Below are 16,447 nucleotides of genomic sequence, written 5' to 3' on the forward strand. Positions count from 1 at the left end.
TGTATATTATAAAGATAAGTTTAAAAAGTACCATAACTTAAACTTATGACCTTTTAGTTAAGAAACTATTAGTTATATTGGCTTAATAATATAAAGGAGTCATATTATGAGTAAGTATGAAGATGACGAGTTAAGTATGCATAAAATTGAAGATTATGATGGAAATGAATCTAAAAGTAAAAGAAATACTGTAAGATTAGTAATTGCATTAATAATAATTGTAGGTGCTATATATGCAAGTTTTAAATACAATTATAGTCAAATTGATGATGATTATGTTGGAACACAAGAAAATCCAGGGATTGATACTTCAAAAAGATGATAAATGAAATTTGATGAATTTTTTGATTATCATTTAAATACAAAACATTCATACTTTTCAGTTAGAAACTATCCAAATAGATTAAGTTGGGAAAATCAACCAATGGTTTTCAAATCATATGATAGTTTTGAAAAGTATGAATTAAATTTAGATTTTATAAATCATAGCTTTTTATATTATATTGCAGGATTAAGTGCAAAGAAAATCTATCCAAATGTAGAGTATTATCTAAGAATAAATCCCAGTGCAGGTGCTCTTTATCCAAATGAAATATATTTTCAAAGTAGAAATAATGAGAATATAAAAGATGGTATTTATCATTTTGATATTAAAAGTTCAAGTATTACACTATTAAAAGAGATTACAAATGATGGAATTGAGCCTTTATTGAATTATAAGTATAAAGTAAATGGTTTTATTTTCTTTATTTCATCACTATATTTTCGTTCTTCTTGGAAGTATAAAAATAGAGCATTAAGATATTGTTTACTTGATTCAGGGCATTTACTAGGAACTTTAGAAGCTAGTAGTTTTTTACATGACAAAAAGTATAAAATCATTTATGATTTTGATAAAAAGGCTTTAAATAAACTATTTAATTTTTCAAATGAAGAGTTTTTTCAAGCAAGTGTAGTTGTAGGTTCAAACTCTTTAGAAGAGGTAGAAAAAGTATCTAACTTGGATTTACCAAAAGTGGATGGAACTTACTATTTTGAAGAAAATGAGTTAATTCAAGAAGCTTATGAAAAATCTTTAAGCATTAAGCAAAAGCATTCACAAAATTTATCTCCAAACTTTTTTTATAACAAAGAAATATTTAAACAAACAGTTTTTAAAAGGCGCTCAATTAGAGATTTTAGTTTAAAAGCTATAAAAAAAGATGAGTTTTTAAAAGTATTAGAGATTTTAAATGAGCCAATTACAAGTGATTGTGATGAAGCCATTGATATTTATTGTGTTATAAATAGAGTTGTTTCTATGCCTTTGGGTTTATATAAAGATAATAGTTATATAAAAGAGGGTGATTTTAAAACAAAAGCTGGTTATTTATGTTTAGAACAAGATTTAGGAAAAGATAGTGCCGTTACTTTTTTTCTTACTACCAAATCAAAAAACTATCAAGCAGCTTATCAAAAAGCAGGAATTATAGGTCATAGACTATATTTGATTGCAAACTATTTAGGTTATGGATGTAGTGGAATTGGCGCTTATTATGATGATGAGGTTTGTGAATTTATAGAAGATAATAGTATGGTTTTATATGCTTTAGCTATTGGAAACTAAGCATAAAGCTTAGTTTTCATTACTATTCATCATCCAAATAGAGAAAATATCTATATAGTTCCAAAAAGATTGTTTTATATCATCTTCAATATCAAGTGGAACAAGTACCATCGCATAACTTTCTAACCAAATTCGTCTTGCTTCTTGGTTTATCTTAAAAGGACTATGTCTTGCTGCCATCATTGGTGCACCTCTTTTTTCATTGAAGTATTTAGGTCCTCCGCAAATTTGTATAAAAAAATCTGCTGAGTGCTCTTTTGCTTTTTCAAAACCTTCATCTGTTGGAGGGAAAAGTCCTTTTATATTACTTTGTCTTAATAAATCATAATGATCAGATACTAATTTTCTTATTTTCTCTTCTCCTAAAACTTCTAAAAATCTAGGATCAGGAAGATTTACAGGAGGCCTAATTCCTACTTGTGCAGCTGTTATATTAAATTGCATATTATAACCTTTGTTTTTGTGAAAATATACACTTATATTGATATAAAAAAAAGAAAAATCAGTATTAGGTTTTAAATTTAATATTTCTTTTTGTTTAGCTTTTTTTTGCTCTTTTTACAATATTTGTAATCATATTATTAAAAACAAAATAGTGTAAAGGAATAAGAGTATACCAATAAGCTCTTCCTAAAACTCCTTTAGGATAAAAATATGCAGATTGGATAAGTTTCTCATCTTTTATTTTAAACTCAAGCCAAGCACTACCTGGAATTTTCATTTGTGCAAATAAAAGTAATCTTTCGTTTTCTTTAATATCAACTACTTTCCAAAAATCTAAGCTCTCTCCAACTCTTAATTCGTCTTGGCTTCTTCTTCCTCTTTTTAGTCCAACTCCTCCAATGATTTTATCAATTATTCCTCTTAATTCCCATAAAAAGTCATAATCAAACCAACCTTGTTTACCTCCAACGCTAATAAAGCTTTTATAAACTTTACTTTTAGAAATATCTGAAATATCAATCTCTTTTCTATCAATAAATATAGCATCTGCTATCTCTTTTGTATGATCTTTTTCCCAAATTTTTCCTGCATTATCACTCCATCTACTAATTACTTGATTTGTTTCAATTTCTTTAACAGCCTTTTTTACTGCATCTATAAAAGGCATAGGAGTTACATCTTTAAAATACTTTTTTGCATTATCATTTTGTATTACAACTTCTGATTTTAAACCCTCAATTAATGCTTTTGCAACTTTAAAAGGTACAGGAGTGAATAAATTAAGCCAATAAGAAGATAAATTAATTGTTAAAAATGGAAGTGGTATTATATATCTTTTTAAGCCTAAAGCTTTTGCTGTTTGAAGCATCATTTGTTTGTATGTCAATTGTTCAGCTCCAATATCAACTATTAAATTTTCTTTTTCTTCTAAAAATAGTGATTTTTCTAAATATTCTAATACATCATCAACTGCAATTGGCTGAGCTTTTGTTAATACCCATTTTGGTGTAGTCATAACAGGAAGTTTTTCTGTTAGATTTCTAATTATTTCAAAACTTGTACTTCCAGAACCTATGATAACACCTGCTCGAATCCAAATTATTTGAACATCTTTTTGATCACTTAAAACTTCTCCTGTTTCCAATCTACTAAGTAAGTGTTCACTTGTATCACTATTTTTAACTCCCAGCCCACCAAGGTATATTACTCTTTTTACATTGCACTCTTTTGCAACTTCTATAAAATTTTGTGCTGAAATTTTATCTAAGTTTTTGTAATCAGTTCTATTTAAAGAGTGAATTAAATAATAAGCAGTATCAACACCATTTAGTGCTTCTTTTAAACTCTCTTTATTAAATGTATCACCCTCAAAAACTTCAATATCTTTTTCAATATTAGAAGATAAGCTTTTTTTGTTTCTTACAAATAATCTAAGTGAAATATTTTTATTTTCCTTTAGTTTTTGTTTTAGTCTTCTTCCTATATATCCAGTTGAGCCTGTAAGTAATACTTTCATGATGTATATCCTTTCTAGTTATATTTATTGTATCATTTTAAAATGTTATTTGGTATGTTATTTTTATACAATGAATATGTTTTATTTAGATGAATAATTTTAATTAATATTGCTATGATGCTATAAGCTCAAATTAGATAAAATGCAAACCAAAAAAGAAAAGTTTTAAAATAAAAAGGCTTAATAATAATGAATGAAAATAAAGATTTCTTACGTGCAATAGTTGAAGAGGATTTAAAAAAAGGCAAATACAAAGAAGTAGTTACTAGATTTCCTCCTGAGCCAAATGGTTTTCCTCATATTGGACACGCTAAATCTATTTGTATAAATTTTGGTATTGCAAAAGATTATGATGGTCATTGTAATTTAAGAATGGATGATACAAATCCAACAACAGAAGATACAAAATATGTAAATGCATTGAAAGATGCTGTTAAATGGCTTGGCTTTGAATGGGATGAAAAAGTACACTTTACATCTGATTATTTTCCTAAACTTTATGAATATGCAGTAAAGCTTATCAAAATGGGTAAAGCTTATGTTGATAGTATAAGTGAAGAAGAGATGAAAGAGTATAGAGGAACAGTTACTAAAGCAGGAAAAAGAAGTAAATATGCAAATAGAACTGTTGAAGAAAACTTAGAACTTTTTGAAAAGATGAAAAATGGTGAGTTTAAAAATGGCGAACATGTATTAAGAGCAAAGATTGATATGAGTGCTGCAAATATGAAATTAAGAGATCCTTTATTATATAGAATTAGACACGCTCATCACTTTAGAACAGCTAATGAGTGGTGTATTTATCCAATGTATGATTTTGCACACTGTTTATCTGATTATATTGAAGGTGTTTCTCACTCAATTTGTACACTTGAATTTGAAAACAACAGAGATATTTACGATTGGGTATTAGATACATTAAAACTAGAACCACCAAGACCATATCAATATGAGTTTGCAAGATTAGGTGTGAATTATACAGTTATGAGTAAAAGAAAACTTCTTGAATTAGTTGAGGGTAAATATGTTAGTGGTTGGGATGATCCAAGAATGCCAACAATAGCAGGATATAAAAGAAGAGGATACACACCTGAATCTATTTTAAATTTTTGTGAGCAAATTGGTATTGCAAAAGCAAACTCTATGGTTGATGTTGCTCAATTAGAGTTTTGTATAAGAGATGACTTAAATCAAAAAGTTCCAAGAGTTATGTGTGTTCTTGACCCACTTAAAGTAACTATAGAAAATTATGAAAAAGATAAAGAGATAATTGAAGCTTCTTATTATCCCCATGATGTACCAAAAGAGGGTTCTAGAAAAATACCTTTTTCTAAAGAACTTTATATAGAAAGAGAAGATTTTTGTGAAAATCCACCAAAAGGTTACTATAGACTTACTTTAGATCAACCAGTTAGATTAAGACATGGATATATTATCTCTTGTAAGGAAGTAATCAAAGACTCAAATGGAAATATAACAGAGATTAAAGCAGAGTATTATCCTAACTCAAAAAGTGGAAGCGATACAAGTGGCATAAAAGTAAAAAGTGCTATTCAATGGATAAGTGCAAAAGAAGCAAAAAAAGTTGAAGTAAGACTTTATGATAGGTTGTATAAAAGTGAATCTCCTGAGGGCTTAGAAGATTTAAATCCTGAGTCATTAAAGATTATAAAAGATTCTTTTGTAGAACCAGCTGTTATTGATGATAACATAGATGAAAGATTTCAGTTTGAAAGACAAGGTTATTTTTATAAAGATCCAATTGATTATAGTGATGAAACACCAGTATTTAATAAAATCGTTTCTTTAAAAGATTCATGGGCTAAGAAAACTAAAAAAGTAAAAGAAAAACCAAAAGAGTCAAAGCAAGAACTAAATAAAGTACAAGTTCATGGTGAAGCAGAACCTATGACAGATGAACAAAAGATATTATTTGAAAAATATAATTTAAAGTTTAAGTTAAATAATGAAGTATCTAATATTTTAGCAAGAGATGAGAAACTTTCATCATTTTTTGAAAATGCATATAAAGAGCTTACTTCTATTTATAATCAAGCAACTATGCAAATACTTCCTCAAATAAGTATTTTAGCTAATTATGTAGCAAATGATGTGGCAAAACAGTTAAAAGATAAGTCAATAGATGAGTTAAAGTTCAAAGAAAAACATATTACCCAGCTAGTTAAAATGGTAGATGATGAAACTATTTCAACAAAAATAGCAAAACAAGTATTTGAACAAATGAGCCAAACAGGTGAAGAGCCAAAACAAATAGTTGAAGACAAAGGTTTAATTCAAATAAGTGATACATCTATTATTTTACCTATAATTGATGAGGTTATTGAAAATAATCCACAAAATGTACAAAAATTCAAAGATGGAAATAGTAAACTTTTAGGGTTTTTTGTAGGACAAGTTTTAAAAGCTACTTTGGGAAAAGCAAATCCAAAAGTAGTAAATGAACTTGTAGCTAAAAAACTACAATCATAAAATAAACTGCTATTTATTTAAAGGCTAGTTTTTTAACTAGCCTTTTTTTATGTAGTTTGATTTTTTATCTTCTGTGTCTAACTCTTGACCAATTGCTTTATATCTTTCAAAGTAGTATTTTACAAATGAGTTTATTTTCTCATTTACAGGCATAAAATATTTTTCTTCTTTTGTTGCAAATTGATTTAAAAATATAGTTGCATCTTTTTTATCTAAATAGTGTTTTGCAAGATTTGTATATATTGTAATATACCATTTTTTAAGTTCTTCAATCTTTTTTGAATTTAAATCAATACTTAAAGTTTCATCTTTAAAGTCTAAAATTTTTGTATCAAATAAAGCATTTAAGTGAATTAATCCCTCACAATAGTATGGTTGTACTTCATCAACTTCCATCCATGCAATTAATCCAATAGCTCTTTTTACTAAATCAATTAGAACTTGTTCTTCAAGCTCTTTTTCATCATCATCTTCATCACAAAAAAATGAAATAAGTCCACCAGTTGTAGCTTTAAACTCTTCTATATTTTTAAAGTTTCCTGTTTTATTCATAACTGCTTCTGTTTCATCATCGCACCATAAAATATGACCAAACTCATGTCCAATTGTACTAATATCATAAACTTGATGCCATTTTGCAGTCTCATTAAATAAAAACTCTCTATCTTTAGTTAGTAGCTCTTGTCCAAAAATTTCACGAGCTAATTTTAAAAATGGTTTTGCCCTTGAAATTTGTAATATTTCATCAGAAAATGCAAAAATCTTTTTACCTTCTTCTTTTGATACTATTTCATCATTTGGCACAACTTGTGCTGAAAATAGTCCATTGAATCCAGCTCCAAAAAATAAAGCAGGTCTTCCAATATATAATTGTACTTTATCAAGAGATTTTAAAGAGAAGTTGTAAATATGTTCATATTTTTCATTTTTTTCAAAACTATTATATATTTTTTCAAAAGCAAATTTAATCTTATTTACTCTTTTCTCATTTTTTGCAAAAGTAGGGTTTGTAAGTCTTATATCCCACTCTAATGCAACTGCTTTTCTAAAATGGTCTTCATAATATTCAAGTGGATGTCCTATTTGAATTGGTGTTGTTATTTTCATCCAAGCCCTATCTACATCTGCCCATTTTTCAACTAATTTGTTTACATTGTCTTCACTAAATGCTTTAATTAGTGCTTGAATATATAAAACATAATCCCATTTTTGATTATATATTTCATCTTCAAGCTCAATTAATCTATCTGCAAAGTTTTCTAAAGCATCAACTACATCAGTTACCTCTTTTTTAAAAGCTTTAATATAAGCTTGAGATTTGTATTTGTCTTTATCTTTTACTAATGCAGAGTAGCATCTATCAGCTATTTCTTGTCCATGTCCTAAGTCAAATAAATTTTCTTTTTCTAAGTATTCAAATACTTTAGTTTCATTTCCATCAAACTTTTCAAGTAGTTCTTTATTTGTTTTATTAATAATAAGCGCTGTCCATGAACTTTGCCATTTGCTCATTGCTTTACCAACACTATAAACTCCATTGAAAACTTCTTTATAAAATGGTGTTAATAAGTTGTTATCTTCAATATGATTTATTAATTTTAAATGTTTATTTTCCCAAAACTCTTTTACAAAAAGATATGCTTTTTCTTGTAAATCAATTATCTCTTTTTCATCTTTTTCTAATCTTTTTAAAACTTGAACTAGTGAATCATCTCTTAAATTTACAAGTCTTGTAATAAGTGCAAATCTTAAATTCTCATCAAGTTTTAAACCTAAACTTTGAGCAAACTCATCAATAATAGTTAGTTTATCAAACTCTTTATTTTCAAGATATGTTATAAGTTTATTTGTATTGTTTTTTTCATTTTCTAAAAATTGATATATATTTTCTACATCTTTTAAAAATTGAGTTTCATTCATTTCAATCCTTTTTTATAGATTTGTTAGTTTATCTTTTTTTAAATTAGTAATGTATTACATTGAATTTTGCTAGGCGAACTTTAAATTTTTTTTTAAAGTTCGCTACTTTTAAATAGTGTTGTTTTATTTTTTAAAGAGAATGAGATAGCTAAAATAACTAAAAATACGAAAGGTATAATAACCTCTTCTATATTACTTCCTGAGCTATAGTGTGAATATGAAGCAAATAGAAAATCAAGTGCAAATCCAGCATAAGCAAAATCTCTAATTCTATCAAGTTTTTTAGGCAATAAAAGCATTGCGCCTCCAACTATTTTAAGTACGCCAAGTGCAGTAAAAAAGTATAAAGGATAACCTAAATCATTTGCAATCTTTATAACTGAATCAGATAGTAAAATATCAACTGCCCCACCTACAAAACCTATTAATATTACAATAATAAGTGTTGATACAATATAAATTTTTCTTTTCATCTAAAAATCCTTTGCATAAGTATATGCAAATTATCTTTATTTTTTATTTAGTAAAAAAATTGCATCTTTTGCTTTAAGCGGTTTACTAAAATAGTAACCTTGATATAAATAGCTATTTTTTTCAATAAGATAATCAATCTCTTCTTTTTTTTCTACTCCTTCAATTATAAGTTTAAGATTTAGTTTTTGTGCAATTTCTATTACCATATTTATTATAGAATCATTTACTAAAACATCTTTTTGTCTTAGAAAGTCTTTATTTAATTTTATTGTATCAACTGGAATTTTAGAAATTGAATTAAGTGAAGAATATCCCACTCCAAAGCCATCAATACTACAAGAAATACCTAACTCTTTTAATTGACTTATTCTTTTGATTGCAAGATTTAAATCTTTGAAAATCGATGCTTCATCTATTTCAAACTCTAGATATTTTGTATCAAAATTTGATTCTTTAATTATTTTTCTTACACTATTTAAAAACTCTGGATGAGAAAACTCCAATAATGATATATTTATTGATACTTTTATATCATCTAAATCTATATTTTGTTTTTTCCAATCACTTATTTGATTAATTACTGTTTTTAAAACCCATTTTCCAATTTGAATAATTAAATCAGATTTTTTGGCAACATCTAAAAAATTGTCTGGATATAAGATTTTTTTTGTTGGATGATTCCATCTAATAAGAGCTTCAAATCCTAAAACTTTTTTCTTTTCATAATCATATTTTTTTTGATAATATAACTCAAATTGATTCTCTTTTATAGCCTCTCTTAATTCATTTTCTATTCTTAAATAGTTTCTTGTTTTTTTATCCAAATCTTCATGATAAAACATAACTCTATTTTTACCTTGTTCTTTTGATAAGTACATTGCTGCATCTGCATTTTTTATAATATCGATTGAATTTTTATTATTTTCAGGAAAAAGTGCAACTCCAATACTACTTGTGGTAGTTAATTTATGCTTATCGATTTTTATTGGATTATCTAGTGAATTTAATATTTTATTTGCAAATTTTTCTATTTTAATAATTGCTTCTTCTTTTTGCATGCTAATATTTTGTACTAATATTACAAACTCATCTCCCCCAAGTCTTATAACAATATCATCAACTCTTGAACATCCTTTTATTCTTTTTGCTATTTCTATTAAAAATAAATCTCCTACATCATGCCCTAATGAATCATTTATATATTTAAAATTATCTAAATCAATAAAAATAACACCACCAAATATTTTGTGTCTAGTTGCAAGTGCGATTGCTTGATTTAACTTTTCATTTAAGATAGTTCTATTATACAATCCAGTAAGACTATCTGTTTGTATTTGATGAATAAGTCTTTCTTGGCTTCTTTTTATTTCAGTAATATCAAAAAATTGTGCAATAAAATGAGTAGTTTCTCCCATATTGTTTTTAATTGCTGTAATAGTTGCTCTTTCAGGATAAATCTCACCATTTTTTCTTTTATTATAAATCTCTCCACTCCAAGAACCATAGTTTAAAATATCACTCCAAAGTTTTTCATAGAACTCTTTGCTATGTTTTCCAGATTTTAGTATTTTTGGATTATTTCCTATTGCTTCACTATTTGTGTATCCTGTGATTTTTGTAAAAGAGCTGTTTACTTTTATAATATTTGCATTTGCATCTGTAATTGCCATAGCTTCATGTGAATCAAATGAGTAAGAAGCAAGTTTTATCTCTTCTTCATACTCTAATCTTAATTTCTCATTCTCTTCTTTTTCTAAACCATAAGATAAATCATTTGTCATTTTGTCAAATATGGTAACAATCTCTTCATCAAAAAAATCTATATCTTTAGAACAAAAAGCCATAATACCCATGCTTTTGTCTTTTTTATATAAAGGATAAACTGCAATTGAATTAATTTCATTTAATTTTTCTGTTGTTAAATCAAGAGAAGACTTATCTTCTTTAGTATTATTTACAATCAGATTTTTTCTCTCAATTAAAGATTTTTTGTAGATTTTATTTTTGTTATTAATTTCAAGTTTTGATAAAATATTTTTATTTTTACCACTTGATTCCACTATTTGCAATCTATCTTGCTTATTTAATAAGCAAATAAAACTAAGAGATAAGTCTAACTCTTTTGTAGCAAAGCTACAAGCTTTATTTAAAACCTCTTCCATTGTATAATTATAAATTATTAATTCATTTGCATTATTTAAAATATTATAGATTTTTTTCTGTTTTTTTAAACTTTTTAAGTTTTGGTTTTCTTGTTTTGTTATTTTTCTAAGTGCAAAAATAGAAAATATTGAAGCAAGTATACCAATAAGCCAAAGTATAAAACTATATATTAAACTATTTATTGTGTAAGTTTTTAATTGTTTTGCATCTTTTAAAACAGCTTTCATAAAATACTCAATTGTAGTTCCTAATGCATCAATTCTTTTAGTTGAAATATCCCACCAATTTTTCGCATCTACATCTAAAGTTTTGCTATTGCCAAGCTTATATATTTTTTCTCTATAACTTAAAACATCTTCAATAAGTTTTGAATTAAAAGTATTATAAAAGAAGTTTAGTTCTTGAATACTTATAATATTTTTGAAATTTTTAATATTATTATTTTGTAAAGATACTAATTTTACAATTTTTGTAAAATCATCTTTTTCTAAATATTTTTTAGAAAAACTGTTTGATAATATTGCTCTTTCTAATCCCGCATACTCTTTTGTATTAATAAGATAAAGCGTTGCAAGAAGTTTATTGCTTATGTTGTTATTTACATTGCTTGTTAATAAAATAGTAATTGAATCAATTATCGCATTTGTCATTTGATTATAACTTTTTAATTCATTTGTCAAATCTATATCAAGTTTTAAAACTTTACTTCTTAGTTTTTCTAATTTGAAAAGTTCATTTTGAATTTTTTTGATATGGCTTTTTTCTTTTTGAGAGTTAAAGTCATATCCTAATATGAAATCATCAAAAATTTTTTTTGATTTATCTGTTTGTTTTCTTTGAAAAAGTAAATCTTCTTTAAATTTTTTGCCAAGTGAACCAATATACCCAGCTGACATACCTCTCTCTTTTTGTAAATTATTTAATAAAAACTCTGCATTAAGTACATAATTTATATGTAGATCAATAGTATCAAGCCTATCTAAAGTTTTATATTTGTTATAAATATAGATACTACTAAAAAAAATCATTCCTAAAGTAGGAATCATAATAATTAAAATCATTTTATAAAGTATTTTTCTTTTCATTTATCAACTCTTTTGTAATTTTATTGTCACTTTATAATACAGGAAAAGTTTTAAGTTGCAACTTAAGTCTAAAAAAAGTCTTTGTTGGCACTTGTCTTGCAAAAGTGCTAAATAAAATAAAAACTTTAGCCAACTTTTATAAAGTTGTGCTAAAATTCTTCTGTAAAATTTATAAAATATATAGGAGAAATTATGGTGCATATTGCTTTTTGCAATTTGTCCATTTCCTAAAATTAAGGAGAATAATTAATGGCAAAACATCAATTTCAAACAGAAGTAGGACAATTACTACACTTAATGACTCACTCTTTATATTCAAATAAAGAGATTTTTATAAGAGAGCTTGTATCAAATTCAAGTGATGCAATTGATAAATTAAACTATTTAAAATTAACAGATGATAATATGAAAAAATCTATTGGTGAGGACTGGTCTGGAGAGATTAATATCTCTTTTGATGAAGAAGATAAGTCTATTACAATAGTTGATAATGGTATTGGTATGAATGAAGAAGAGTTAATCTCTTCTATTGGTACTATTGCAAAATCTGGAACAAAATCATTTGTTGAAGCATTAACAGGTGACGCAAAAAAAGATAGTAATTTAATTGGACAATTTGGAGTAGGGTTTTATTCTGTATTTATGGTAGCTTCAAATGTTGATGTTATTTCAAAAAAAGCTGGTGAAGAGACTGCTTATAAATGGTCTTCAACTGGAACTGGTGAATTTGAAATAATCCCTGTTACAAAAGAGACAAATGGAACAGTTATTTATATAAAATTAAAAGATGAAGAAGCATCTGAATTTGCAGTTAAAGAAAGAATTAAAAATATTATTGGAAAATATTCAAATCATATTGCATATCCAATTTACTTAAATTACCAAGAAGAAATAGAAGAAGAGTTAAGTGAAGAGGATAAAAAAGCTGGAAAAGAAGCTAAAAAAACTATTGAAAATAGACATGAAAAAATCAATGAAGCAACAGCACTTTGGACACAGCCAAAATCTAGTCTAAAACAAGAAGATTATAATGAGTTTTATAAATCAATTTCTCATGATTCACAAGATCCTTTATGTACTATTCATACAAAAGCTGAGGGTGTAAACGAATATACAACACTTTTTTATATTCCAAAAACTGCTCCAATGGATCTTTATAGAGCTGATTATCAACCAGGAGTTAAGCTTTATGTTAAAAGAGTATTCATTACTGATGATGAAAAAGAGTTATTACCAACTTACTTAAGATTTGTAAGAGGTATTATTGATAGTGAAGATTTACCATTAAATGTTAGTAGAGAAATTTTACAAGAAAATAGAATCTTAGCAAATATCAAACAAGGTTCAGTTAAAAAAATCTTAAATGAGATTAAAAAACTTGCTAAAGATGAAGAGAAATATGAAGAGTTTATCTCTCAATATAATAGACCTTTAAAAGAGGGTGCTTACCAAGACTTTACAAATAAAGATTTAATCTTAGATTTAATTAGATACAAATCTACTAAAACTGAAAATGGTAAATTAACTTCATTAGCAGCTTATAAAGATAGAGCTAATACTGAACAAAAAGCAATTTATTATATTGTAGGTGAGAATGAAAAAGTATTAAGAAACTCTCCATTATTAGAAAGTTATAAGAAAAATGATATCGAAGTTTTAATTTGTGATGATAAAGAGATAGATGAGATTATCACACCAACTTTAGGTGCATACCAAGAGTGGGAATTTAAAGATATTACTTCTGTTGAACCTCCAAAAGTAGAGCAAACAGAAGAAGAGAAAAAAGAAGTAGAAGAGAAATTCCAAGATATAACTAAAAAAATCAAAGATATTTTAGGTGAATCTGTAAAAGAAGTTAAAGTTACAAATAGACTTTCTGATTCTCCATCTTGTGTTGTAAAAGATGCAAATGATCCAATGGCACAAATGGCACAAATGATGAAAGCAATGGGACAAGAAGTACCAGAATCAGCACCAATTTTAGAAATAAATCCAGACCATGATATAGTTAAAAAACTAAATGGTTGTGCAGATGACTCTTTAATCAATGATGTTTCATGGGTACTACTAGACCAAGCAAAACTAAGTGAAGGTATGGAAATTACTGACGCAGTGTCATTCGCACAAAGATTATCAAGAATCACAGCAAAAGCTCTTTAAAAGAGCTATTTGCATAAATCTTCTGCGTTGAAGTAAATTTTTGGCTCAATCACATACTTTAGTATGCTCAATCGCCAAAAATTTACTTCGCCTTGAATCTTCATACAACTAACTCTTTTAAAAATAGTATTATAAGTAAAATATTTTTATAATTAAGGCTGATTATTATTGATATTGTAAAAAATTGATAGTTTTATAGTAACGATTTTAAAAGTATATATAAAAAATAAAAAGCTTTTCTTTTTTTGTAAAAATTAGATAAAATATAATTACAAAATAGGAGTTATAAATGACTATTGCAAAAGTAAGTAAATCTCAAATTTCAAAAACAGTTAGAGACTCAAATTTAATTGAGGGATATAAAAAACCATCTAAAGAAGTGCAAGTAAAAGCAAAAGTTTTAATGGAAAAATACAATGTCAAAGTATCATCAAAAAGATAGTGAAATCTACTATGATGGTACAGATATTCCGATAAATAAACTCTCTTTAAAAAACTCATTAGAACTACATGAAATAGAATCTCTTTTATTAAAACAAGCATATGAACTTTATATTTCACAATTAAATGAAAATACAGTTTTTGATATGTTGAAAAAGAGAATTACTTAAGAGATTGTAGTTTCATATCTAAAGAAATTTTTGCAGAAAAAATTGCTTTGATAAAATCAGAATTGATTTGTCTTCACCCTTTTTATGAATTAAATGGAAGAATAACAAGATTATTTTTTGATATGATTGTTGTTTATAATGGTTATCAACCAATTGATTATTCAAACTATACATCCCAAGAATATATTAATGCATCAATAGAGTGTGTAAAATACGCTGATGAAACTTTTATGAAAAGAATTATTTTAGATGGCCTTAAAAAAGCATAAATTAAATATTTAAAACACCTTTAATAAACTTTTGATATAATCTTTAGTAATGCCTTTTGGTATTACACATAGTTATATGTAATATTAAAGGTAGTCATATGGATATTTATTTTGTAATTGCTTTTGGGGTGATTGTTCTTTTTTCTTCACTTGTTCATGGTAGTATTGGTTTTGGTTTTGGGATGATTTCTACTCCTTTGGTTGCTTTATTTACTGATATTCAAACAACAATTACTTATATGCTTATTTCTACTATGCTTGTGAATATTATTAGTATTTTAAGTGAGGGTAAGTTTTTTGAAGCTTTAAAAAAGTTTTGGTTTATTATCTTACTTATGGTGATAGGAAGTGCTTTAGGAACTGTTCTTTTAGTTTATACAAATTCAAACTATTTCAAACTTTTACTTGCTTTTATTATATTTGTTTATCTTTTACAATCTTTTGTAAAAATTGAAGCTACATTTATCTCTTCTTATCCAAAGTCATCTACTTATGGTTTGGGCTTAATTGGTGGAATCATTTCAGGTCTTACAAATATAGTTGCGCCTTTGATGATAATGTACACTTTAGAGTTAAAATATACAAAAAAAGATACAATTCAATTGTCAAATTTATGTTTTTTATTTACTAAAATAGGGCAACTTATAGTTTTTATATCTTTGGGTGCTTTCTCAAATGAAGCTTTTGAATTATCTATTTTAAGTATTGTGATTGTATCTTTAGGAATGTTTTTGGGTATAAAAATAAAAAGAAAAATTGATGCAAAATTTTATGCAAAAATATTAAAGGTTTTACTATTTATTATAGCACTAACATTAGTATATCAAACTCTATTTTTATAAAGGTTTTATAGTATGGATTCAAATTTATTAAAAGTATTTATTGCAGTTGCAAATAATAAAAGTATCTCTTTGGGAGCAAAAGAGTTAAACTTTACTCAATCAAATGTCACTTTAAGAATAAAACAACTTGAAAAGAGTTTAGGTTATGCTTTATTTTATAGAACAAATAAAGGTGTAATTCTTACAATTGAGGGAGAAAAACTCTATCCTTATGCTATTGAAATAGTTAAAAAAGTAGAAGAGGCAACTTTAAAAATAAGAAATATTGATTATCATGAACTACTAAAAATAGGTTCAACTCAATCAAATACAACTATCAGACTAATAGATTTTCAAAAAAAATTAAACAAAGATTTTAAAGATATGAATTTAGAGTTTGTTGTAGATAGTAGTTTAAATTTAATTGAGCAATTATTAGATTATAAACTTGATATTGCCTTTGTAAATGGAAATCCAAATCATAAAGAAATAGAAGTTTTAAATATTATAAAAGAGGATATAGTTTTAGTTCAATCAAAAGATAAAACTGCTCAAAATACTATTTTTGCATATAAAAATGGTTGTTTAAATAGAGTCTTTTTAGATAAATATCTTTCAAAAAATAAAAAAAGCAGTTATAAAAAAGTAAATTTAGAAAACTATGAATTGATACTATCTTGTGTTGAAGCTGGTTATGGTGTTGCGCTTTTTTCACGACCAATAATAGAAAAGTTTGGATATACAAATAGACTAAAAATTACAAATATGGATTTTGAACTTGATACACATTTAATATGTAGAAAAGATTTTAAACCTATAATCGAAAAATATTTAAGAAATATTGAGTTTGATTTATAATTATCGAAAAAATATATTAAGTTTTAAGAT

Annotated in this window: 14 protein-coding genes; 9 read left to right on the top strand and 5 right to left on the bottom strand. The window is 26.0% G+C overall.

What is annotated here, in order from left to right; all coding sequences use genetic code 11:
* Positions 1 to 106: 106 nt before the first annotated feature.
* Together ACTCCZ_RS02115 and ACTCCZ_RS02120 are read left to right on the top strand one after the other, a co-directional pair.
* Entirely contained in the window at positions 107 to 322 is a 216-nt protein-coding gene (locus ACTCCZ_RS02115; RefSeq protein ID WP_079576996.1) for a hypothetical protein, read from the top strand.
* 3 nt (positions 323 to 325) lie between these two features.
* Positions 326 to 1,606, top strand: a complete 1,281-nt coding sequence (locus ACTCCZ_RS02120) for a SagB family peptide dehydrogenase (protein WP_079576995.1) — start codon at positions 326 to 328, stop codon at positions 1,604 to 1,606.
* Positions 1,607 to 1,615: 9 nt separating this feature from the next.
* On the opposite strand, the gene ACTCCZ_RS02125 is transcribed toward ACTCCZ_RS02120, so the two are convergent.
* Together ACTCCZ_RS02125 and ACTCCZ_RS02130 are read right to left on the bottom strand one after the other, a co-directional pair.
* Entirely contained in the window at positions 1,616 to 2,050 is a 435-nt protein-coding gene (locus tag ACTCCZ_RS02125) for a globin domain-containing protein (protein ID WP_079576994.1), read from the bottom strand.
* A gap of 94 nt (positions 2,051 to 2,144) precedes the next feature.
* Positions 2,145 to 3,566 (bottom strand): SDR family oxidoreductase, encoded by a 1,422-nt coding sequence (locus tag ACTCCZ_RS02130; RefSeq protein WP_079576993.1) that lies wholly within the window; start codon positions 3,564 to 3,566, stop codon positions 2,145 to 2,147.
* Positions 3,567 to 3,755: 189 nt separating this feature from the next.
* Here ACTCCZ_RS02130 and ACTCCZ_RS02135 point away from each other — a divergent pair, with 189 nt between their 5' ends.
* Positions 3,756 to 6,056: a glutamine--tRNA ligase/YqeY domain fusion protein gene (locus ACTCCZ_RS02135; RefSeq protein ID WP_079576992.1), complete on the top strand. Its 2,301-nt coding sequence runs from the start codon at positions 3,756 to 3,758 to the stop codon at positions 6,054 to 6,056.
* A gap of 36 nt (positions 6,057 to 6,092) precedes the next feature.
* On the opposite strand, the gene ciaB is transcribed toward ACTCCZ_RS02135, so the two are convergent.
* The 3 genes from ciaB to ACTCCZ_RS02150 all read right to left on the bottom strand — a co-directional run bounded on the left by ciaB (position 6,093) and on the right by ACTCCZ_RS02150 (position 11,698).
* The gene (gene ciaB / locus ACTCCZ_RS02140) at positions 6,093 to 7,976 is read right to left on the bottom strand and encodes an invasion protein CiaB (protein ID WP_079576991.1); all 1,884 of its coding nucleotides are present in this window, start codon (positions 7,974 to 7,976) and stop codon (positions 6,093 to 6,095) included.
* A 92-nt stretch (positions 7,977 to 8,068) separates the two neighbouring features.
* On the bottom strand, positions 8,069 to 8,449 hold the full coding sequence (locus ACTCCZ_RS02145) for a DoxX family protein (protein WP_079576990.1): 381 nt from the start codon (positions 8,447 to 8,449) through the stop codon (positions 8,069 to 8,071).
* Positions 8,450 to 8,485: 36 nt separating this feature from the next.
* Positions 8,486 to 11,698, bottom strand: coding sequence for an EAL domain-containing protein (locus ACTCCZ_RS02150; RefSeq protein WP_079576989.1), 3,213 nt, complete (start codon positions 11,696 to 11,698; stop codon positions 8,486 to 8,488).
* A gap of 249 nt (positions 11,699 to 11,947) precedes the next feature.
* Between ACTCCZ_RS02150 and htpG the strand changes: the two genes are divergently transcribed.
* The 6 genes from htpG (at position 11,948) to ACTCCZ_RS02180 (ending at position 16,417) form a co-directional block, all read left to right on the top strand.
* Complete coding sequence (htpG, locus tag ACTCCZ_RS02155; RefSeq protein WP_079576988.1) at positions 11,948 to 13,858, top strand: molecular chaperone HtpG; 1,911 nt, start codon at positions 11,948 to 11,950, stop codon at positions 13,856 to 13,858.
* A gap of 289 nt (positions 13,859 to 14,147) precedes the next feature.
* The gene (locus tag ACTCCZ_RS02160; RefSeq protein ID WP_165772920.1) at positions 14,148 to 14,300 is read left to right on the top strand and encodes a hypothetical protein; all 153 of its coding nucleotides are present in this window, start codon (positions 14,148 to 14,150) and stop codon (positions 14,298 to 14,300) included.
* Positions 14,275 to 14,469, top strand: coding sequence for a hypothetical protein (locus tag ACTCCZ_RS02165; RefSeq protein WP_228145265.1), 195 nt, complete (start codon positions 14,275 to 14,277; stop codon positions 14,467 to 14,469). The genes ACTCCZ_RS02160 and ACTCCZ_RS02165 overlap by 26 nt, the downstream gene beginning before the upstream one ends.
* A 47-nt stretch (positions 14,470 to 14,516) precedes the next feature.
* Positions 14,517 to 14,738 (top strand): hypothetical protein, encoded by a 222-nt coding sequence (locus ACTCCZ_RS02170; RefSeq protein ID WP_265734227.1) that lies wholly within the window; start codon positions 14,517 to 14,519, stop codon positions 14,736 to 14,738.
* Positions 14,739 to 14,836: 98 nt separating this feature from the next.
* Entirely contained in the window at positions 14,837 to 15,580 is a 744-nt protein-coding gene (locus tag ACTCCZ_RS02175) for a sulfite exporter TauE/SafE family protein (RefSeq protein WP_079576987.1), read from the top strand.
* Positions 15,581 to 15,592: 12 nt separating this feature from the next.
* Positions 15,593 to 16,417, top strand: coding sequence for a LysR family transcriptional regulator (locus ACTCCZ_RS02180; RefSeq protein ID WP_079576986.1), 825 nt, complete (start codon positions 15,593 to 15,595; stop codon positions 16,415 to 16,417).
* Positions 16,418 to 16,447 lie beyond the last annotated feature (30 nt).

This window comes from Malaciobacter sp. (assembly GCF_055140965.1).